The 20839-nt window shown below is 69.1% G+C and carries 16 protein-coding genes and 1 pseudogene; 7 read left to right on the forward strand and 10 right to left on the reverse strand.

Annotated elements, in window-relative coordinates:
- Positions 1-7 precede the first annotated feature (7 nt).
- The 5 genes from C8258_RS11680 to C8258_RS11700 form a co-directional block, all read right to left on the reverse strand.
- Positions 8-292: a hypothetical protein gene (locus C8258_RS11680; protein WP_036506885.1), complete on the reverse strand. Its 285-nt coding sequence runs from the start codon at positions 290-292 to the stop codon at positions 8-10.
- A 200-nt stretch (positions 293-492) separates the two neighbouring features.
- On the reverse strand, positions 493-717 hold the full coding sequence (locus C8258_RS11685; protein ID WP_146161217.1) for a hypothetical protein: 225 nt from the start codon (positions 715-717) through the stop codon (positions 493-495).
- 268 nt (positions 718-985) lie between these two features.
- The gene (locus C8258_RS11690) at positions 986-2818 is read right to left on the reverse strand and encodes a phosphoenolpyruvate carboxykinase (GTP) (protein ID WP_106955221.1); all 1833 of its coding nucleotides are present in this window, start codon (positions 2816-2818) and stop codon (positions 986-988) included.
- A 284-nt stretch (positions 2819-3102) separates the two neighbouring features.
- Positions 3103-4722, reverse strand: coding sequence for a hypothetical protein (locus C8258_RS11695; RefSeq protein ID WP_233225024.1), 1620 nt, complete (start codon positions 4720-4722; stop codon positions 3103-3105).
- Positions 4709-5851: a hypothetical protein gene (locus C8258_RS11700; RefSeq protein WP_233225025.1), complete on the reverse strand. Its 1143-nt coding sequence runs from the start codon at positions 5849-5851 to the stop codon at positions 4709-4711. The genes C8258_RS11695 and C8258_RS11700 overlap by 14 nt, the downstream gene beginning before the upstream one ends.
- Positions 5852-6251: 400 nt before the next feature.
- Here C8258_RS11700 and C8258_RS11705 point away from each other — a divergent pair, with 400 nt between their 5' ends.
- The 5 genes and pseudogenes from C8258_RS11705 to C8258_RS11725 all read left to right on the forward strand — a co-directional run bounded on the left by C8258_RS11705 (position 6252) and on the right by C8258_RS11725 (position 13919).
- Positions 6252-7607 carry a lipase family protein gene (locus C8258_RS11705; RefSeq protein WP_106955355.1) on the forward strand — a complete coding sequence of 452 codons (1356 nt, stop codon included), beginning with the start codon at positions 6252-6254 and terminating at the stop codon, positions 7605-7607.
- A gap of 83 nt (positions 7608-7690) precedes the next feature.
- Positions 7691-8503, forward strand: coding sequence for a tRNA (guanosine(46)-N7)-methyltransferase TrmB (gene trmB, locus C8258_RS11710; protein WP_369974743.1), 813 nt, complete (start codon positions 7691-7693; stop codon positions 8501-8503).
- Between the two features lie 2 nt (positions 8504-8505).
- Positions 8506-9261, forward strand: coding sequence for an NYN domain-containing protein (locus C8258_RS11715; RefSeq protein WP_036506901.1), 756 nt, complete (start codon positions 8506-8508; stop codon positions 9259-9261).
- Positions 9261-11918 (forward strand): annotated as a pseudogene (locus C8258_RS33155) (MMPL family transporter); the annotation flags it as partial. The gene C8258_RS11715 and the pseudogene C8258_RS33155, both read left to right, overlap by 1 nt.
- A gap of 1611 nt (positions 11919-13529) precedes the next feature.
- A complete protein-coding gene (locus C8258_RS11725; protein WP_036506903.1) occupies positions 13530-13919 on the forward strand; it encodes a VOC family protein in 390 nt (129 codons plus the stop codon).
- A 3-nt stretch (positions 13920-13922) separates the two neighbouring features.
- Here the strand turns inward: C8258_RS11725 and C8258_RS11730 are convergent, their stop codons facing one another.
- The 4 genes from C8258_RS11730 to C8258_RS11745 form a co-directional block, all read right to left on the reverse strand.
- Positions 13923-14567: a DUF1707 domain-containing protein gene (locus C8258_RS11730; protein ID WP_106955225.1), complete on the reverse strand. Its 645-nt coding sequence runs from the start codon at positions 14565-14567 to the stop codon at positions 13923-13925.
- A gap of 110 nt (positions 14568-14677) precedes the next feature.
- Positions 14678-15349 (reverse strand): response regulator transcription factor, encoded by a 672-nt coding sequence (locus tag C8258_RS11735; RefSeq protein WP_106955226.1) that lies wholly within the window; start codon positions 15347-15349, stop codon positions 14678-14680.
- Positions 15346-16542, reverse strand: a complete 1197-nt coding sequence (gene macS, locus C8258_RS11740) for a MacS family sensor histidine kinase (protein ID WP_106955356.1) — start codon at positions 16540-16542, stop codon at positions 15346-15348. Before macS ends, C8258_RS11735 begins: the two co-directional genes overlap by 4 nt.
- Positions 16526-17695, reverse strand: coding sequence for an AI-2E family transporter (locus C8258_RS11745; RefSeq protein ID WP_199195683.1), 1170 nt, complete (start codon positions 17693-17695; stop codon positions 16526-16528). Before C8258_RS11745 ends, macS begins: the two co-directional genes overlap by 17 nt.
- Positions 17696-17939: 244 nt before the next feature.
- On the opposite strand from C8258_RS11745, the gene C8258_RS11750 reads away from it, so the two are divergent.
- The gene (locus C8258_RS11750; RefSeq protein ID WP_063013287.1) at positions 17940-19415 is read left to right on the forward strand and encodes an adenylate/guanylate cyclase domain-containing protein; all 1476 of its coding nucleotides are present in this window, start codon (positions 17940-17942) and stop codon (positions 19413-19415) included.
- A gap of 10 nt (positions 19416-19425) precedes the next feature.
- Here C8258_RS11750 and C8258_RS11755 read toward each other — a convergent pair whose 3' ends face one another.
- Positions 19426-20310 (reverse strand): NAD(P)-dependent oxidoreductase, encoded by an 885-nt coding sequence (locus C8258_RS11755; RefSeq protein ID WP_106955228.1) that lies wholly within the window; start codon positions 20308-20310, stop codon positions 19426-19428.
- Positions 20311-20443: 133 nt separating this feature from the next.
- On the opposite strand from C8258_RS11755, the gene C8258_RS11760 reads away from it, so the two are divergent.
- Positions 20444-20827 carry a helix-turn-helix domain-containing protein gene (locus C8258_RS11760; RefSeq protein ID WP_036506914.1) on the forward strand — a complete coding sequence of 128 codons (384 nt, stop codon included), beginning with the start codon at positions 20444-20446 and terminating at the stop codon, positions 20825-20827.
- Positions 20828-20839: the final 12 nt, after the last annotated feature.

Consider the following 20839-nt stretch of genomic DNA (forward strand, 5'->3'; position numbering starts at 1 on the left):
TCGGGATCTACTCCAGCCACCCCCGCCGCCGGGTGCGTCGAGCCGGCTCACTCCACGGCGGCTCCTGCATGGCCAGGCCGACGGTTTCCAGCGGGGTCAGGCCGACGCAGTTGGCGAGTGAGCGGACCGCCGCCACCGCCTCGGCCGCCTGCAGCGCCGCCGCCGCCTGTTCGAGCGTCAAGGTCCGGCCGGGCAGAAAGGACACCACCCAGCCCCCGGTACCGACGGACCTTGCCTGATGTGGGGTCTGATCGCTGGTCATCAGCGATCGGCCGACCACTTGCACCGCCATGATTCGGACTCCCCTGCGATTGCATCTGTAAAATCGTCCGACAAATGTTTGCTCTAAGCATGCTCTGCAATCGCTGGAAACGCAATAGTGCGTTTTGCGAAAAGCGAACCGCGAGGTAGTATTTCGCGCCTCGCGACTGGGCGATCGGTCCGGGATGTCCGCTGCGCGTAGTACGTGACGCAGGGGAAAGACGCGCCGAATCAGTTCTCGGACAAGCGGACTCGCAGCACCGGCTGCGGATCTCCGTGCGGGCGCGGCGCCGCCAGGTCTATCTCGACCTGCCACCCGGGCGGCAGTACGGCCTGCAACCGGGCCGCGGCACGCTGCAGCGGCGTACTCGCCGCTGTCGGCGCGAGATCCACCTCCGGATCGGCCCATCGCGCGCCGGCTAATCCCGAGACAGCATCGAACCCGAGTTCGGTCATGCCCACACCCACCTCCACATACCCCGACCGGTCGGCCAGACAACGGAATCCACGAGCACCTGCAAGCAGTCAGTTCAGCCGAGTAGTTAATTCCCCGCAACCGCGGGGAGTATTCGTGAGATGCAGAACACATTCAGAATAGGACAAGCGCGCCATTCCGCACGCGGAACGGCGGAAATGACGAACCGCCCGCCCCGTCGCAAAGACGGTGCGGGCGGCTCGCTTTCGTCGTTCGTGGGGACCGGCCGTCCCCCGGCCGACCCTCCGACTAGCCCAGACGCTGCTTGAGCGCCTCGAATTCGTCACGCACGCCGGACGGCAGCTTCTCGCCGACGAATTCGAACCACTCCTCGATCAGCGGGATCTCCTTGCGCCACTCGTCGAGGTCGACCTTCAGCGAGGCGTCGACGTCGGCGGGGTCCACGTCCAGACCCTCGAGGTCCAGATCGCCGGCCGTGGGCACATTGCCGATCGCGGTGGCCTCGGCCTGCGCCTTGCCCTCGATCCGGTTCACGATCCACTCCAGCACGCGGGAGTTCTCGCCGAATCCGGGCCACAGGAAGCGGCCGTCGTCGCCGCGGCGGAACCAGTTGACGTAGAAGATCTTCGGCAACTTGGTGGCGTCGGCGTTCTTGCCCAGGTTGATCCAGTGGTTCATGTAGTCACCGACGTGGTAGCCCATGAACGGGAGCATGGCCATCGGATCGCGGCGCACGTTGCCGACCTTGCCCTCGGCCGCGGCGGTCTGCTCGGACGACATCGTGGCGCCCATGAAGACGCCGTGCTGCCAATCGAAGGATTCGGTCACCAGCGGGATCGTGGTCTTGCGGCGGCCGCCGAACAGGATCGCCGAGATCGGCACGCCCTGCGGGTCGTCCCATTCCGGGGCGAGCGTCGGGCACTGCGACATCGGCGTGCAGTAGCGCGAGTTCGGGTGCGCGGCAAGGGTTTCGGTCTCGCGCAGATACCAGTCGTTACCCTTCCAGTCGATCAGGTGGTCGGGCTCGCCCTCGAGTCCCTCCCACCAGACGTCGCGGTCGTCGGTCAGGGCGACGTTGGTGTAGACGGTGTTACCGGCCTCGAGCGTCGACATCGCATTCGGATTCGACTTGTGGTTGGTGCCGGGGGCGACGCCGAAGAAGCCGAACTCCGGGTTCACCGCGTACAGGCGGCCGTCCTCGCCGAAGCGCATCCACGCGATGTCGTCACCCAGCGTCTCCGCGCGCCAGCCCGGGACGGTCGGCTGCAGCATCGCCAGGTTCGTCTTACCGCAGGCGCTCGGGAACGCGGCGGCGACGTAGTAGTTCTTGTTCTCCGGGGAGATGAGCTTGAGGATCAGCATGTGCTCGGCCAGCCAGCCCTCGTCGTGCGCCATCGCCGAGGCGATGCGCAGCGAGTAGCACTTCTTGCCCAGCAGCGCGTTGCCGCCGTAGCCCGAACCGTAGGACCAGATCTCGCGATCCTCGGGGAAGTGGGTGATGTACTTGGTGTCGTTGCACGGCCAGGGGACATCTGCCACATCGCCCGTCAAAGGCGCGCCCACCGAATGCAGCGCCTTCACGAACGGGCGGTCGGTGCCCAGCTTCTCCAGCGCGGCCTTGCCCATGCGGGTCATCACGCGCATCGACACCACGACGTATTCGGAATCGGTGAGCTCGACGCCCAGCTTCGGATCCGCGGCGCCCAGCGGGCCCATGCAGAACGGCACCACGTACATGGTGCGGCCCTGCATGCTGCCGCGGTACAGCTCGGTCATGGTGGCGCGCATCTCGTTCGGGTCGACCCAGTTGTTGGTCGGGCCGGCGTCGGCCTCGGTGCGCGAACAGATGAAGGTGCGCGACTCGACGCGAGCGACGTCGGAGGGGTCGGACAGCGCGAGGAAGGAATTCGGCTTCTTGTGCTCGTTGAGCTTCTGGAAGGTGCCGGCCTCGACCAGTTGGGTGGTCAGCCGGTCCCATTCCTCATCGGAGCCGTCGGCCCACACGACCCGCTCCGGCTGGGTGAGCTCTGCGACCTCCTGCACCCAGGCGAGCAGTCCGGCATGCTTGGTCGGCGCGGTGCCATCGGATCCGTGAAGACCAGGAATGGTCGCTGAGGTCATGAAAACTCTCCTGAGATGAGCGGCGGGCCGGAAAACTGCCGAAACAGCTTTCAACACCAGGAAGGCCGCCGTTGGCTGTGGACATCCGCCCGGCTCGCCGAACAGCGCGCCCCGGCTGGGCGGCGTACGAGAACGAGACGGACACCCGGATTCCTTAAGTAAAGAGGTTAACGCGATGTGACGGTCGGTACGGCATGGGGTTGCTCACTCGGGACCCGGCCGAAACCTTCCCACCTCGGCGGCACCCCCGCTGTGCGGGGTGAGCAAACCGCGACCGGGCGGAATCACCCGGCGACCGCCGCCTCCAGGATCGCCAGATCGCGTTCGCAGGCGGCCACTCGAGCGGGCTGTTCGGCGGCGGTGCGGCGCAGTTGCGCCTCCAGCTCCGCGACCCGGCGATCGGCCTCCACCATGCGCGCGGTGCTCGCGCGCACCACCTGTTCGGTCAGCTCGGACTCCGCCTCCACCAGGGCAGTCGCCACCCGCTGCTCGAGCTGGGCCTTCACGTTGACCAGCACATCGGTCACCCATTGCCGCAGATGTGCCCGATCGGCCAGATGCCCCCGGGCCTGCACCACCCACCACGCGACCCCCGCGCCGAGGGCCAGGGCAACCGGGACGGTCGCATAATCCAACGCCGGCACCAGCGACAACGGCGCAACGACCAACCGGCCGAGGCCGAAACCCGCCGATGCGCCCAGGGCGATCATCAATCGATCCTCGACACCGCGATGGCGGCGCTCCGGATCGGGGCCGACCCGGGGTGCCGGATCGGTCGGCGGAGCCGGCGGCGAGGCGAACGCGGGCTGCGGTTCCGAGCCCGCCACGACCTCGATCTGGCGGGCCAGTTCGATCAGGCGGTGCCGGACCACGGCGTCGAGTTCGGCGGTGGCCCGATTCACCGCCGCCTGCAGAAGCTCGGGATAGCCCCGCACCGAGCGGCGGTCGAGGCGGTCCAGATCGGCACGGGCGGTGGCATTGACGGTGCGGACGCGGACGCCCACCTCGTGCGTCAGATCGACCCGGGCCAGCTGCAACCGGTTGCGCAGAGCGGCCAGGGCTTGCGCGCGGCCACCGTCGCGACCGGCCAGCGCGGCGGTGCGTTCGGCGCGCAGGGCGGCGACCGTGCTGCCCGAGCGCAGCGCCTCGATCTGGCCCAGTACCCGGGCACGGGTATCGGCGAGCACCCGTGCGGTGACGCCGGCCAGGTGATCGGGGCCGCCCCGGACCCCGACCGCGGCACTGAGCTGGGCGTGCAGGGCGGCCAGGCCGGAGCGGTCGAGCAGCGCGGCGTCGCCGTTGCCGCGGCCCGCGACGGCCAGCCGCGCCGAGACCGGGAGGATCTCGGGCTCGGCGCCGAGTGCCCGGGCCAGCATGGCGGTATCGCGATCCAGTACCGAGCGCCAGTCGGGATGAGCGTGAACTCCGTTCATGGCGAACAGGATTCGCGTTCCCACCGCCTGCAAGCGCGCCACCGGGTCGAGCAGTGCGGCGCCGACCGCGGCGCCGGGATCCACCAGCACCAGCGCCACCGGCGGACCGCTGCCGGGGCCGAAATCGGTGGCGGCGAGCAGGGTTGCCGGGTCGGTGACCGGATCGGTGAGTGCCACGCGCGGTTCGAAGCGGGACAGTTCGGTGCGCAGCAGCGTGGTGTTGGCGTCGTCCGGACCGATGACGGTCACCGGAACAGGCTGTGCCACACCAGGTTCCGAACCCGCGGCCGTAGATCCGTGCGGCGCGGCGGAATTCGGGTCCGGATCGGCCGGAACCGCGCGCAGCAACGCGCTGCCCTGCGGATTCCACCGCTCGACGACGGCCAGCACCTCGGGATCCACGCCGGCGGTGACGCCCGCCCGCCGGCCGTTCAGCTCGACCGGCGCACCGGGTACCTCACAGTCCGGCACTGCTCATCCGCTCCCACATCCGCATATATCCGTTGTGCAACCGGATCGCGGCGCGGCGGGCGGCGGCCGGCATATCGCTGGCGGCCACCGCACGCCAGCGCTGGGCGCGGACCAGCGCGTCGTCGGCGTCCGCCGGCGTCGCGGACGGATATCCGGCCGCGAGATAGCGGACCTCCGGGCGGGCCAGACCGGCCTGCAGCGCGGTCCACAGCGCCTCGTCCCCGGCCAGATAATCCTCGATCAGGTCGCGGGCGCGCCCGCCGTCACCCTGCGGGATCGCGCGGGCGGCGATGCGAGCCAGATCGTCGAGCAGATCGCCGCCACGCAGGGCCGCGATCTGCTCGTAGCGCTGATGCAGACGCGCGTGCACCGGATCGATCCCGCTCACGGCATGCAGCAACTGCAGCAACTGCTGCGGTCCCAGCTCCGGTTCGTAGCGCAGTGCCACCAGCGCGCAGCTCACCCCGTGCAGGCCCCAGCGCTCCAGCAGCGCCCGGCGATCGGCCACGTCGGGCCCGGCCGAGCGGTCGACGAACAGTTCCGGGGAGAGCGTGAGCTCGGCGCCACCACCGGCCGCATGGCGGCGCAGCGTGCGCAGATCGTCGTCGCTCGGTGTGCCCGCACGGGTGCGGACCGCGAGTTCGGCGACCATCGGGGCGACCGGCACACCCAGCCCGTGCGCCGCCTGATCGGCGGCCACCACCGCATCGCCCCAGCGCGAGCCAACGGCATCGGCCTTGTTGAGTACGACCATCGTGGTGTCGGGCCGCAAGGATTCGAGAACGCGGCGATCGGCGGCCTGCAGCGAACCCGCGAGCACATAGACGACGAGATCGGCGTCGAGCACCGGATCCGGCACGCCCGGCTGATCCACCGGCGCGGTCTCCTCGGCCGACATCAGGGCCAATGCCCGCAACAGGGTCGATTTTCCGGCACCGGCCCGGCCGGTGACCTGAATCCGCAGCGGCCGCCGGAAGACCACGGCCGCATTCGCCAGCTGATCGGCGATTCCCGGCGCGGACCCGGCGCCGATCCGCACCGTGGCGATGAGTTGCTCGAGTTCCGGTGTGGGCCCGCCGTGGTCGTTCACGAAGCCCGGCGAAGCGCTGGTTGCAGTGGCTCTCGACACAGGTGACACCCCCTTCCAGCGGCAAATTCTGTCAGAAGACGCGCCCGTTGTCGGCATCGACCGCGGATTCACCGGCACGGCCGATCGCCGTTGTGCCACACGGAAATGTGTCATCGATCACACGAAACGGCTTGCCCGAGCCCGTGACCGGCGACGATGGCGCACACCTCGACGGACGCCACCGGTGAGCGGTACTGACGGCGGAATTGGGAATGTTTCCGGCAAAACGGTGGTTGCGCTTGTGTCACAGCATAATTCGACAGTGTCGGACTAACGGGTCACGGATTCGATCACCTACGCTGAAGCCGCCGGCGGCACCGCTGGTGCGCGGCCTCGGCGGTGTGGAACCCGGTCGGCCGTGCGCCTGTGCGCCGGTCCCGTGGATCCGAAGGAGGTTGCGATGAGCGTCAGTGTGGACGTCATCGGTGACGACGGCACCGCCGTCGCGACTAAGAACGATCGGCCGCTGCCGCCGTCGCAGGACCCCTTCTATCGCGCACCCGCCGACATCGCCACGCACGCACCCGGAACCGTCCTGCGCAGCCGTCCCGTGCAGATCGCGCTGCTGGGCCTGATTCCGCAGCGCGTGACGGCATGGCAACTGCTGTACCGCAGCAACGACCTGCACGGTCGCGCGGAGGTCGCGGTGACCACCGTGTTGTTGCCCGCCGATGCCGAACCGGGCGAACGCCGCCCGCTGCTGGCCTTCGAATCGGCGATCGACGCCGTCAGCGAGCGATGCGCCCCCTCCTATGTCCTGCGCCGCGGGGCCGTCGTCCCGGGCTCGATCACCCAGCTCGAACTGCTGCTCGTCGCCAACGCGCTGCGGCGCGGCTGGGCGGTGAGCATCGCCGATCACGAGGGACCGGACGGCCGTTTCGGCGCGCCCCGCGAACCCGGCTACCGCTCCCTCGACGGCATTCGCGCCGCCACGCACTTCCGCCCGGTGGGGCTCGGTATCGACACACCGGTCGTGGTGTGGGGCTATTCCGGGGGTGGGATGGCCGGATCGTGGCTGGTCGAGATGGCTCCCACGTATGCGCCCGAACTGACCATCGCCGGTGCGGTGCTCGGCGCGCCGGTCGGTGACCCGGGTGAGGTGTTCATCCGGCTGAACGGCGGCCGCTACGCCGGCTTCCCGGCGATCGTGATCTCGGCGCTGCGCCAGGTGTATCCGGCGCTGGGCGAGGTTCTCGACGGCCGCATCAGCACCGCCGGGGAACGACTGCTCGAGCGGGCCGCCCAGCTGCCGCCGATCGTGGCGCTGGCCCGGCTGGCCGGCCAGGACGTGAGCAAATACCTCGACCGGCCGCTGGAGGAGGTGCTGAGCACCCCCGCGATGTGCGACATGTTCGACGATATGCGCCTCGGACAGCACACCCCGCACTGTCCGATCCTGGTGATCCAGCCGCTGCACGATCGCATCATCGACGTGTCGTGTATCGATGCGCAGGTCGAGCGCTATCGCGCGGGCGGCGCCGCCGTCGGCTACCTGCGCGACCGGCTGAGCGACCACTTCACGCTCTTACCGCTGGCCACGCCCCTGACTCTGGACTGGCTGGCCGACCGCATCGCCGGCCTCCCGGTCACCGACGCCGACACCGACACGCGGACCGTCTGGTCGGTCGTGGCGTCCCCGGCGCGCTGGCGCGGACTGGTCGAGCTGGCCGGTACCGCAGGCCGGATGCTCCTGGGCCTGCCGCTGGGCAAGCAGAGCGAACCGCAACTACCCGACGAGCAGCCGCTCGCCGCCTGACGGCGGGCTCCACACCCCTCGGCAACACGGCCTGACCCGGGATTTCCCTCCTCGACGCGGTCGATTGCGGCCCTGATCATCGAATACTGGACAATGGAGCCGTGAACGACGCCGCGAACGACACCGCTGGTAGCGACGGGGCCGGAGGCGGCAGCTTGCGTAACCACGAAGGCCCTGGCCCCCAGCGTGAGCCTTCCCGCCTCTACCCACGGGTAACGAGCTTCCGCTCGCGTCGTGGCGCGCTGACCGCGACCCAGCAGCAATCCTGGGAGCGGATGTGGCCGCGCATCGGCCGCGAAGTGAGCGACGAACCGCTCGACGCCGCCGCCTGGTTCGGCCGGACCGCGCCGCTGATCATCGAGATCGGCTGTGGCACGGGGACCGCGACCGCGGCGATGGCCCACGCCGAGCCGCAATTCGACCTGATCGGCATCGAGGTGTACAAACCCGGTCTCGCCCAGCTCGTGCAGCGGATCGAGCGGGAAGGCATCGAGAACATCCGGCTGCTGCGCGGCGATGCCGTCGACGTCCTCGAGCACATGATTGCCAAGGATTCGCTAGCAGGTGTGCGGGTCTTCTTCCCGGACCCCTGGCCGAAGGCGCGCCACCACAAGCGCCGGCTGCTGCAGCCCGCGACGATGACCCTGATCGCCAGCCGCCTGCAGCGCGGCGGAATTTTGCACGTAGCCACCGACCATGCCGGCTACGCCGAACACATCGCCGAGGTGGGCGCGGGAGAACCGCAGCTCGTAGGCCTGAACGAGGCCACCGGCGGCGATGCGGAACACCCCGGAACCGATACGGTGATCGGCCTCGAACGCCCGGTGACGAAGTTCGAGAGCAAGGCGCATCGAGCCGGAAGCGCCATCACCGAGTTCATTTGGGGGAAGATCTAGCTATGAGTCTCAGGGAGATGGCCCAGGCGGCCGACGAGGTTGCCGGAACAGTGCGCGGCGACGACTCGGACGTCGTCGCCGGTGCGGCGACCCCCGCGACGCCGGTCGCCGAACCCACCGGGGTGCGACGGGTGCTGCTGGTGTGGGACGCGCCGAATCTGGATATGGGCCTGGGCGCCATCCTCGGCGGCCGTCCCACCGCGGCCTACCGGCCGCGCTTCGACGCACTCGGCCGCTGGCTGCTGGCCCGCACCGCCGAACTGTCGGCCGGCAGCACGCAGCGCATCGAACCCGAGGCCACCGTCTTCACCAATATCGCCCCCGGGACCGCCGATGTGGTGCGTCCGTGGGTCGAGGCGCTGCGCAACGTCGGCTACGCCGTCTTCGCGAAACCGAAGATCGATGAGGATTCCGACGTCGACAGCGACATGCTGGCACATATCCAGTTACGCCGCGGCGGAGCCGGTCTCGCGGGGATTATGGTGGCCTCCGCGGACGGTCAGGCCTTCCGCGAACCGCTCGAGGAGGTCGCGGCGACCGGGGTTCCGGTCCAGGTGCTCGGATTCCGCGAGCACGCGAGTTGGGCTGTCACGTCCGATATCCTCGATTTCGTCGACCTCGAGGACATCCCGGGCGTGTTCCGTGAACCGCTGCCCCGGGTCAGCCTCGACTCGCTGCCCGACGAGGGAGCCTGGCTGCAGCCCTTCCGGCCGCTGTCCGCACTGCTCACCTCCCGCCCCGCTCAAGGAGTCGCTTAGTGTTCACCCGCTGGGGCGAGCTGGTCCACAAGTTCCGCTACACCGTGCTGGGTGTAGCGGTGGCCGCACTTCTCGCCCTGGGGGCGTACGGATTCGGTCTGGAAAACCACCTGAGCTCCAGCGGCTGGTTCGACCCCGGAGCGGAGTCCTCGCAGGCCGCGGTGCTCAAGGACGAGGTCTACGGCCGCGATCACATGTCCGATGTGATCGCGCTCTACACCGCGCCCGACGGTAAGACCATCGATGATCCGGAGTTCGGGCGGAAGATCACCGACAATCTCAACAGCCTGCCCCGGGAACATCCGGACCAGATCAGCAAGGTCAACGTCGCCTACTGGAAGACCGAGACCGGCGATTGGAGCGCGTCGGCCACCGGTAGCAAGGACAAGAAGTACGCGTTCGCGTCGATCGCCATCAAGGGCGACGACGACACGACCACGATGAACAACTATCGCGCGGTCAAGAACGCCTTCTACATTCCGGGCGTCGACGTCCAGCTCGCGGGCATGCAGCCGGTCGCAGGAGAGCTGAACGACACCATCGCCTCCGACCAGAAGCGCATGGAGATGCTGGCCATTCCGGCCGTCGCGATCCTGCTGTTCTTCATCTTCGGCGGTATCGTCGCCGCGGCCCTGCCGCTGATCATCGGCGGACTCACGGTCCTCGGCGCCAACGGCATCGTGATGGCGATCACCCACGTCACCGAGGTGAACTCGTTCGTCGGGGCCGTGGTCTCGATGATCGGCCTGGGTTTGGCGATCGACTACGGACTCTTCATCGTCAGCCGGTTCCGCGAGGAATTGGCCGAGGGCTACACCACCCGCCAGGCCGTGCGCCGATCGGTGATGACCGCCGGACGCACGGTCACCTTCTCGGCGACCATGATCATCGCCGCCAGCGCCGGCATGCTGCTGTTCCCGCAGGGCTTCCTGAAGTCGGTGGCCTACGGCACCATCGCGACCGTACTGCTGGCCGCGCTGGCCTCGCTCACCATCCTGCCCGCGCTGCTGTCCATTCTCGGACCGCGCGTGGACGCACTGGGATTCAAGCGGTTCCGCAAGACCAAGACCGCCGAAGAGGTGGAGAACGGTTTCTGGGGCCGCACCACGCAGTGGGTGATGAAGCATCCGCTGAAGGTGGCGGTGCCGCTGTGCATCATCCTGCTGCTGCTGATCATTCCGGTGAAGAACCTGAAGTTCGGCGGTATCAGCGAAACCTATCTGCCGCCGGACAATCCGACCCGCATGGCGCAGGAGAAGTTCGACGAGATCTTCCCGCTGCGCCAGACCGACCCGATCCAGTTGGTCATCACCACCCAGAACACCAGTGAGATCAAGGCCATCCTCGACGAGGCCAGCGGCGCCCCCGGGCTCACCGATCCGTTCGGTACCCCGGGCATCCCGCCGAACGGCTCCGACGTCTGGGTGTCCGAGGCGACCATGGCGCCGGACGCCAACGTCGAGGACACGATCGCCTACCTGCGCTCGATCCACGTCCCCGACGACGTGGATCTGATGGTCGGCGGGCAGCCGGTGCTGATGCAGGACAGCATCGATTCGCTGCTGGATCGCATGCCGCTGATGATCGTGCTGGTCGTCTTCGTGACGACGCTGCTGATGTTCTTGACCTTCGGATCGCTGGTGCTGCCGATCAAGGCGGCGCTGATGAGCGCCCTGGGGCTCGGGTCCACGCTCGGCATTCTGACCTGGATCTTCGTCGACGGCCACGGCGCCGGACTGCTCAATTTCACGCCGCAGCCGATCATGTCGCCGGTGCTGGTGCTGATCATGGCGGTGATCTACGGCCTGTCCACCGACTACGAGGTCTTCCTGCTCTCCCGCATGGTGGAAACGCGCGCCCAGGGCGCGAGCACCACCGAGTCGGTGCGCAGCGGAACCGCGCAGACCGGTCGCATCATCACCGCGGCGGCGCTGATCCTGCTCGTGGTCGTCGGTGCGTTCGCCTTCTCCGATCTGGTGATGATGCAGTACATCGCCTACGGCATGATGGCCGCGCTGTTCATCGACGCCACCGTGCTGCGCATGCTGCTCGTTCCCGCGACCATGAAACTGCTGGGCGACGACTGCTGGTGGGCCCCGGCCTGGATGAAGCGCATTCAGCAGCGCATCGGCCTGGGCGAACCCATTCTCGATGATGAGCGTCCCGGCACCGGCGAGGTCGTCGACCTGGTCAAGACCACACCGGTGACAGATCCCGTGACCATGCAGCTGCCGCAGCTGCCCGACGGCACGCCGAAGGGTCCGCGCAAGCCGCGGCGGTTGAAGTTCCTGCGTGTCGATCCGGAGGCACCGACCGAGCAGCTGGATCGCATCGATCCGGCCGCGGCAGGCACCTCCGCGCGCGCGACTCGCGCCAAGAGTCCCACGGCGCCGCGGGCCGAGAGCCTCACGCAGTCACGAGCCAAGGGCACCGACCGATCCCGCGGCGAGAGTTCCGAACCGACCCGGGCCGAGGGCTCCGAGCCGTCGGCGTCGCGGAGTGGGGGGCCCACGACGCGGACCGGCGAGCCGGCGGAACGGCGGGCGGCGGAATCGGTTGCTTCCTCGGATGCGGGGACCCAGAAGTCCGACTCGTCCGCATCGGAGCAGCCGGGCAAGACCGAGAAGCCGGGGAAGACCGCGAAGTCCCCGAAGCGCAAGCGTTTCGGCTTCCGCCGGTCGGACTCCGGCGCAGATGCGCCGTCGGCCGATTCGGGCAATGCCTCGCCCGACGATCACGCCGACGACGCCTCGGATGGCACCGCGAATCAGGCACCGCCTGCCGCCTCGGGCTCCGCCGACGCCGCTCCGGCACACACGCCGGCGGGTCCGGAGGGCGGTCGCTCGTCAACCTCGCCGCAAACGCCGGGCATCCGTTCCTCGCGCGTACTGCCCCCGCCGGCCCGCCCGCAGCCGCCGCGCGCATCCGGCGGTTCCGGTGTCATCGGTGGTTCCGGTGTCATCAGCGAATCCGGTGTCATCGGCGCCGGTCCCTCCGCCGGGGACGAGGCGGGCCGTGGCGCGGGAACGTCCGAACCGGCCTCGATGCCGGGGCGCCCCGCGGCGCATCCCGGACCGGTCCCACCGCGCGCCACCAGCACGCCGCCGGGAGTGTCGAACCCGGGCTATCCGCAGGGCGCCGGACCGGCGGATCGTGCCGGTACTCCCGAATCCCATATGCCGCAAGCACCTTCGGCACCGCCCTCGGTTTCGCTGCCCGGTTCGGATACCGCGCCGAACCGTGGCGTGGTGCGGCCGCCGCAGGTCGTGCGCCCCGGTATGCCGCCTCGGACCGTGCCCGCCCCGGACACCGCCCCCGATGCCACCGATTCGGTGCCGCCGACCGCACCGGTCGGCACCACGCCGCGGATCCTGCCGCCGAAACCGTCGAACCTGCCGCCGCATCCGTCGGTCCGCGCCCAGCTCTATCGTCCGGACGCCCCGCCGTACCACCCGGGACAGCCGCCCGCCCAGGGTCCCGGGCCGACGCCGGACGCCGGACGGCCCGGCCACAGTGGACCGCCCGCCGCTCCCGACGGCTCCGGACACACCGCGAACCCGCCGCAGGGCACCCCTGGCGCGTCCGCACCGACCGGGCACGGCTCCGGATGGGCCGAACCGGCCGGACGGCCCCAGCAGGGCCCCGACCGGACGCAGCGCGTCACCCCCGAAGGGCGCCCTCCCGCCGTGCAGCCGCCGCGGCGGATCCCGCCCGACGGCATGCGCCCTTCGCCTACGCGGACAACGGAATCCGGGCCCGGCAGTGTGCCCCCCGGTATGTCCCGGGAGCCTAAGGACGCGGAGGCGACCCAGGAGCTGCACGAACCCGCGAATCCGGGAAACCTGCCACCGGCCGGCGGCCACAACGCTCCCGCTCCGGGCCCCCGAGGAGACCTCGGCTCGGCGATGTCGCACGGTCCGCAGCAGACCACGTCCGATGCCGGGGAAACCGCGGCGTCGACGGCGCCGGAGCGTGAAAACCCCACGCCCGCAGCCGAATCCGATGCCTCCGGAAATCCGGCCGACCAACCCGCCGGGCCGGGCGGAGACAACCGCAACAACATCGAACAGTGGATGGCGGACCTCCGCTCGTCCCGCCGCCGCCCCGAGCCGGAACCGGCCGATCCCGACGACGAGGGTAAGCACCGCACCAGCGGCCGCACGGTGAGCGTCAACGAACTGCTGCGCCGCCAGAACCGGGACTGATCCTCTCGCGCGCGGGCCGGTGGTTCCCGTACCGGCCCGCGCCCGAGGCTCTACCATGCCCCCATGCTGAACTCCGCGCGGATCGAGGCACGGGTCCCCACACAGGATCTGGAACGAGCACGGCGTTGGTACGCCGAAAAACTCGGGCTGAACCCCGTGGAGGAACGGCCGGGCGGACTGCGCTACGAGGGGGCGGCAGGAGTGTTCTGCCTGTTCGCGTCGGCCGGAGCGGCCGACGGTTCCTTCACCCAGCTGGCGTTCTACGTCGACGATATCGAGGCCACCGTGGCCGCCCTGCGGGAGCGCGGCGTCGTGTTCGAGGAGTATCCGGGCACGGTCGGCGGGATCATGGAGATCGAGGGGAACTACCCGAGTAAGGGACGTGCGGAACGGGGTGCGTGGTTTCGCGACAGCGAGGGCAACATGATCGGACTCGGCGAGGTCGTCGAGTAGCGATCAGAATCCCGACATCAGCTTCTTCCACTGCACGCCGAACGGATGTTTCGCGGTGATCGAGCTGAACCGGCTGCGCCCGTGCACGATGATGTGCAGCGGTCCGATCGGCGGGCCGGTCCGTACCTTGTTGTTGGCGCTGGAGCCGATCAGCTCCACGCCGTTGAGGTCGACGGTCGCCTCACCGGGCAGGATCATCGTCAGCGAGCTGCAGAAATCGTCGACCCGGATCTCGACCACCTGGGTCGACATCACGGCTTGGGTGAAGTCCAGGGTGACGCCGGAGAGGTAGCTGTTGACGTACAGCGACGGTGGCACCTGCCACGGTCCCTTGCGGGTGACGCCGGACAGCCGCGGACGAATCGCGGTTTCCGCCTCGGTGCGTCCACCGGGGGCACCCCACCGCCATGTCGGAGCCGGCCCGGCCGAGGCGGTCGGCTGAGCGGGATTCGGTTGTCCCGCAAGGCGAATCCCGGGCAGGTCGATCAGGACGGCATTGAGTTCGCCGCGCGTCTTGGCGGCCAGCGCGGTATCCATGCGCTCGCTGAACTCGCCGAGCGACAGCATGCCCAGCCCGACCGCGCGCTGCAGCAGGGTTCCGACATGTTCGCGTTCGGTATCCGATACTCGCAGGTCACGGTCACCCACGGCTCCCCCGGTTCCCGCGGACCCCGGGGCGGAAACGGTCTCACCACCCATGTCCACGAGGCTACCGACGCCGCGGCCCGAGCACATCAGGGCAATCCCTGATCCGCCCCCTATTCGAGGCCCTGTTCGATGGCGTATCGGGTGAGTTCGACCCGGTTGCCGAGCTGCAGTTTGCGCAGCGTCGCCTGCACGTGGTTCTCGACCGTGCGGTGGCTGACGGTCAGCCTGGTCGCGATCTGTTTCGCCGACAGGCCCTTGGCTACCAGCCGCAACACCTCGGTCTCGCGGTCGGTGAGCACCGGTCGCTCGGCGCTCGTGCCGGCTTCCGCTCCGGCGATGCGACGGAATTCGCCGAGCACCACACCGGCCAGTCCGGGCGTGAACACGGCCTGGCCCGCGGCCGTCGCCCGCACCGCGTCGATCAGCTCGGCCGCCGAGGCACTCTTGACCAGATAGCCGCCGGCCCCGGCCTTGATGGCCTCCAGCACGTCCCCGCGCTCGTCCGAGGCCGAAAGCACCAGCACCCGGCTGCGCGGCGAGACGCGCAGCACCTCGGCGGTGGCCTGGGCGCCGCTGCCGTCGGGCAGTTGCATATCCATCAGCACGACGTCCGGACGGACCGCGGCGGCCCGCCGCGCCGCCGTGCCGACACCGTCGGCCGTCGCCACCACCCGGAAACCGGCCTCGGTGAGATCGCGGGACACGCCGTCGCGCCACATCGGGTGGTCGTCGACCACCATCACCGAAACATCATGTGCCGCCGCGTCTTCCGATGCGCTCATCGCTGCTCCCCGTCACGTGGAATCCGGAATTCCCATTCGGCGCCGTCGGTGGTGTCGAGCAGTTCCGCGGTGCCGCCCAGCGCTTCGATCCGCCCCACGATGGAATGCGAGACGCCCATCCGTCCTTCGGCGACCGCGGCCGGCAGCCGGCCGTCCGCGATCCCCGGCCCGTCGTCGCGCACACTGACCACTACCGCGTCACCCATATCCTCCAGCAGCACATAGGCTTTCGCTTCGGCTCCGGCGTGCAGCGCGGTATTCGACAGCGCGGCACCGACGGCGGCGGCGATCTCGCGAGCGGTCCATCCGCCGATCGTCACCGGCTCTCCGGGCGCAGACACGGAGATCGACGGCGCGGCGAACGCGGTCAACAGGGAACGCAGATCTTCGCGGGCGCCGAGAGTCGAACCGTTTCGGCCCTGTTCGGAGATCAGTACCCGGAGTGCGACTTCCTGTTCCCGCGCTCGATCCGCCAATTCCGCTGTGCAGCCGCCTATTTCGCTCCCTCGGCGACTGATGTATGCGAGAACCTGCAGGACCCCGTCGTGGACTTCGCGGGCGAGTCGTTCGCGTTCGGCGGTGGCGGCGGTCAACCGCATCGCCTGTTCGAGCTGCCCCTGCGCGCGCCGCGCCGTCGCCGCCGCCAGCCCGATGGCCAGACCGACCGAAACCAGCACGGGCGCAGTCGCATCCGACCACAGATCCAGTTCCCACTGTTCGCGCACCACGATGCTCACCACCGAGATCGCCAGCCCGGCGACCACGCCGCCGAGCGCACCCCATTCGATCGCCGCCGACATCACCGCATTCGCCACCCACAGCGTGGTCGGCACGGTCTGATGCCCGTGATACCAGGGATAGTCCGCGACCAGCCGGGTAGCCGCCATCAACCCGACGGCGACCGCCAGATCACCGATCACCACCGCGCGACGCTCCCACCCGGTGACCGACCAGCGCGAGAGCCACAGCGCCGAGACGACCGACCAGAACACCAGAATGCCGATCAGCACCCAGCTCAGCGGCTGCCGCTGGTACGACGACACCGAGGCGAACTGCTGGCCCACCGCGTAGAGCATCGTAACCAGACGAAACACCTGCGCCGCCCGCCACAGCGGCGCGGTCGCGGCCGTCGGTCCGGGCGCGGTCGAGTCGGCGGGCGGCGCGGCGCCCACGGACTCAGCCTTCGTCCGCATCACCGCCGCCCGCATCGGACGGCGATTCGGCCGGTCGATACCGATCCAGATCGGGCCGGTCGGGGTCGGCGTGGAACATCGGCTCCCCCGGTTCGCCGGTATTGAGTTCCTGATACAGCTCTTCCGGGCTGCCGGCCAGCAGCGAGCGGATCGCGGTATTCATCACCGCGACGAACGGCACCGCCAGCAGACCGCCCGCGATACCGGCCAGCACCACGCCGGCCGTGATCGCCAGCACCACCGCGAGCGGATGGATGCGCACCGCGCGGCCCAGCAACAACGGTTGCAGCACATGGCCTTCCAGTTGCATCACCGCCACCGTGATGCCGAGCACGATCAGCGCGGTGACGAAACCCTTCGTCATCAAGGCCAGGAAGACCGCGATGAAACCCGCGAGCAGGGAGCCGACGATCGGGACGAAGGCGCCGATGAACACCAGCGATGCCAGCGGAAGGGCCAGCGGCACACTCAGAATCGCCAGCCCGGCGCCGATGCCGATGGCATCGACGGCCGCCACCACGACGGTGGCGCGCACGAATCCGATCAGCGTGCCGAAGCCGAGCCGCCCGGCCGTGCGCACCCGTTCGCGCTGCAGGGTGGGCACGATCCGGGTCACGAAATTCCAGATCTGGTCGCCGCCGTAGAGGAAGAAGATCAGGATGAACAGCGTCAGGAAGGCGCCGGTGAGGAATTCGCCGATCGCGGCGGCGGTGGTCAGGGCGCCGCTGGTCAGCGAATCCTGATTGGCCTCCAGCGTTTTGATGATCGTATTGCCGCCGTTGCGGATCTGATCGTTGCTCAGATGCAGCGGCCCGTTGATCAGCCAGTCCTGCACGGTATGGATGCTGGTCTTGAATTCGTCGGTCAGCTGCGGCACACCGGTGATGAACTGCTCGATGACGAAGGTGAAGATCCCCGCCAGCAAGCCCAGCGATCCGACCAGCGCCACGAATACGCCGATCCCGCGCGGCATTCCGAGGCGTTGCAGCAGATCCACCAGCGGGGAGAGCAGCGCCGCCGCGAGCAGGGCGATCGCGACCGGAATGACGACCGTGGTCAGCTTGTGCGCCAGATAGGCGACCGCCAGCACCGCCACCAGGATGATCAACAGTCGCCAGCACCATTCGGCGCCCTGGCGCACCAGTGGATGCACCGAGTCGGCGGCGGTGCGCTCGCGCCCGCGACCGGATGCGGTTCGGCCCGTAGCCGCCGATGCGACGCCCGCCGGGGCAGGCTCGGCCGGATTCCCGGAGGTCTTGCTGTCCCCACTCACGCCGCGAGCCTATCGGCCGGGGACGCAACCGGCACGTGTCCGCTCCGCCCGAATCCGGTGACCCACGCCGCGCCCCGCTAGATTGGTCAACGTGTCAGCGCCTCTGGAAGCGGTCAAACAGACCATGCGAACGCGCTGGCCGCTGTACCTCGCATCCATGCTGGCGGCCAATGCCTTCGGTGCGGTCCTGGTCTACGCGTTCATCCAATACGGGCTGCCCGCGCCCGAGGGCACACCGAACGGATTGCGGCGCGCCGGTCTGCTGCTTCCGGCGCTGGTCTTCGCGATCGGCGGATTCCTGAGCGTCACCGCCTCGGCGTTGATGCTGCGCCCGGTGATGCGCTGGCAGATGCGCGGCGGGCCGCCCAGTCGCCAGGAACAGATGGCGGCCCTGCACGCGCCGCTGCGGCAGTCCATCCTGCACCTGCTGTTGTGGCTGGTGGGCGGTGCGGTGCTGGCCGCGCGGATCATCGTGGAAACGCCCGAGCTCGCGGGTGCGGTGATCGTCACCGAATGTATGGCCGCCACCATCGTGTTCGGCTTCACCTACATGCTGGGTGAGCGGATTCTGCGGCCGGTCGCCGCGCACGCGCTGACCACCGGCACCTTCGATCACACCCTCACCCCCGGTGTCGGCACCCGCATGGCGATGACGTGGGGTATGGGCACGTTCGCGCCGACCATCGCGATCGTGCTGCTGTGCGTCACCCAGATCACTTCGCAGGTGCATTTCTCGGCGCAGTCGCTGGCCATCTCGATTCTGCTGCTGTGTGGCGTGGTGATCATGCAGGCGCTGGCGCTGTCGATGCTCACCGGGGCGAGCATCTCCGACCCGGTGCGTCAGCTGTCCCGGGCGATCAACCGGGTGCAGGCCGGCGCGCGCGATGTGCAGGTCGAGGTCTTCGACGGCAGTGAGATCGGCCTGCTGCAGGTCGGTTTCAACCGCATGATGGAAGAGGCCGCGCAGCGCCGCGAACTGCAGGAACTGTTCGGCCAGCACGTCGGCGAGGAAGTGGCCCGCCGAGCGCTGGAGTACGGCACCGAACTGGGTGGTGAAACCCGGTTCGTGGCCGTGTTGTTCGTCGATATGGTCGGCTCCACCGCCACCGCCGCCGAGCATCCGCCCACCGAGGTGGTCAGCCTGCTCAACGAATTCTTCCGGGTGGTGGTCGACGTCGTCGACCGGCACAACGGCCTGATCAACAAGTTCGTCGGCGACGCGGCGCTCGCGATCTTCGGTGCGCCCCTGGACCGTCCGGACGCGCCGACCGCCGCGCTGGCCGCGGCCCGTGATCTGCGCGAGGCGCTGCGTGAGGTGCAGGGCCTGGATATCGGCATCGGGGTCTCGGCCGGCCTCGCCGTCGCCGGCAATATCGGCGCCGCGAATCGCTTCGAGTACACGGTGATCGGCGATCCGGTGAACGAGGCCTCACGGCTCACCGAATTGGCGAAGGAACATCCGGGTCGCGTCCTGGCCTCGGGCAGCGCCCTGTACTTCGCCGACGACGACGAACAGAAGCAGTGGATCTCCGGCGACGAGGTGCAGTTGCGCGGTCGCCGCCGCAAGACCAGGCTCGCGTGGCCGAAGGCCCTGGGCTGACCGGCTCCGGCTACCCCTTCCCGGAACCCGCCAGTTCCTCCACGATCCGCTCCAGTCCCGACTCCGCCCGGCCGTCGGCGATCATCCGATCGATCAGGTTCTTGATCGGCGCGACGATATCGAGCGCCACCCCGGCATCGCGGCTCGCGCGCACGATCGCGTCGAAGGCGGGCTTGTGGAATCGCGCCGGTTGCGCCTCGTCGGTGTAGTCGCCGCTCTCGATCACCGCGGCATAGGCCGGAATCAACCCCGCCATCGCGGTGACGTATGCGGCCGCGCGCGGCGCGAACTCCGTAGCGGTGACTCCGGCCGAGCGGACCATGGCGGTGCCGTGGAAGAAGCCGGTGAACATGGCGTACATCCCGGCCAGCAGGGCGAAATCGAGCAGTGCGGCGGTACCGGCATCGTCGCCGAAATACTCTGCGGTGGCGAGCTTTTCGAGGTCGGACCGGAATCGTTCGAAGACCGCGGCGGACCCGCTGTAGAGGATCGACGCACCGGGTCCGCCGATCATCGGCGGCACCGCCATGATGCCGCCGTCCAGGAAGTCGATCCCGTGGGCCGCCGCCCACCGGCCGAGCTCGCGTGAATCGTCCGGAGCGGTGCTGGTGAGGTTGATCAGCGCCTTGCCGCGCAACCGATCCACCACCGGGTCGAGGACCTGGTGCACCGAGGGATGGTCGCTGAGCACGGTCAGCACGACCTCGGCGGCATCGATCGCGGCGGCGGCATCGGCACTGCTCACGGCACCGAGCGCGACGAGTTCGGTGTCCTTGCCGGGTGTGCGATTCCAGACGGTGGTGGGATTGCCGCTCCGGGTCAGGACGGCGGCGACGGCCCGGCCCATCGGGCCGAGGCCCAGCACGGCAACGGCGGTGTGTTCGTTCGCGGTCATCGAGATACTCCTCTTGCTCGGGTGGATGCTGGGCGCGCCGTCATCCACCCTCGTCACCGCGAATTGTCGGGACAAGTACCTACTATTCGGTGCGGTACCCACCAACAGGTAGGTGAACAGGTAGCGAGGGTGGATGGGCGCGAAAAGATTCGGTCCGTACTTCTGCGGGATCGACGCCGCGATGGATGTCGTCAGCGGTAAATGGAAAGGGCTGATCCTCTGGGAACTCGAGAACTACGGCGTCCGGCGGTTCGGTGAACTGCGGCGCGGCCTGCCGGGAGTTTCGGAGAAGATGCTGATCCAGCAGCTGCGCGAACTCGAGGAGGACGGTCTGATCGACCGGCAGGCCCACCCCGAGGTGCCGCCGCGGGTCGAGTACCGCCTCACCGACCTGGGCCGATCGCTGAACACCGCACTCGAACCGCTCGGCGCGTGGGGCCGTGCGCGGATCGACCGCATCGGTGCCGCGCGCGTACAGCCGCCGGACACCCCGTCCCGCGCCGTCACGGCCGGTTGACCCGGGACCACG

This window comes from Nocardia sp. MDA0666 (assembly GCF_003023875.1).
Taxonomy (GTDB): domain Bacteria; phylum Actinomycetota; class Actinomycetes; order Mycobacteriales; family Mycobacteriaceae; genus Nocardia; species Nocardia aobensis.

Coding starts and splice junctions, on each gene's coding strand:
- C8258_RS11705 (WP_106955355.1), top strand. CDS start 6,252: ATGAGCGTCAGTGTGGACGTCATCGGTGACGACGGCACCGCCGTCGCG.
- C8258_RS11750 (WP_063013287.1), top strand. CDS start 17,940: ATGCGAACGCGCTGGCCGCTGTACCTCGCATCCATGCTGGCGGCCAAT.
- C8258_RS11690 (WP_106955221.1), bottom strand. CDS start 2,818: ATGACCTCAGCGACCATTCCTGGTCTTCACGGATCCGATGGCACCGCG.
- C8258_RS11685 (WP_146161217.1), bottom strand. CDS start 717: ATGACCGAACTCGGGTTCGATGCTGTCTCGGGATTAGCCGGCGCGCGA.
- C8258_RS11735 (WP_106955226.1), bottom strand. CDS start 15,349: ATGAGCGCATCGGAAGACGCGGCGGCACATGATGTTTCGGTGATGGTG.
- C8258_RS11755 (WP_106955228.1), bottom strand. CDS start 20,310: ATGACCGCGAACGAACACACCGCCGTTGCCGTGCTGGGCCTCGGCCCG.
- C8258_RS11680 (WP_036506885.1), bottom strand. CDS start 292: ATGGCGGTGCAAGTGGTCGGCCGATCGCTGATGACCAGCGATCAGACC.
- C8258_RS11760 (WP_036506914.1), top strand. CDS start 20,444: ATGGGCGCGAAAAGATTCGGTCCGTACTTCTGCGGGATCGACGCCGCG.
- macS (WP_106955356.1), bottom strand. CDS start 16,542: ATGCGGACGAAGGCTGAGTCCGTGGGCGCCGCGCCGCCCGCCGACTCG.
- C8258_RS11715 (WP_036506901.1), top strand. CDS start 8,506: ATGAGTCTCAGGGAGATGGCCCAGGCGGCCGACGAGGTTGCCGGAACA.
- C8258_RS11725 (WP_036506903.1), top strand. CDS start 13,530: ATGCTGAACTCCGCGCGGATCGAGGCACGGGTCCCCACACAGGATCTG.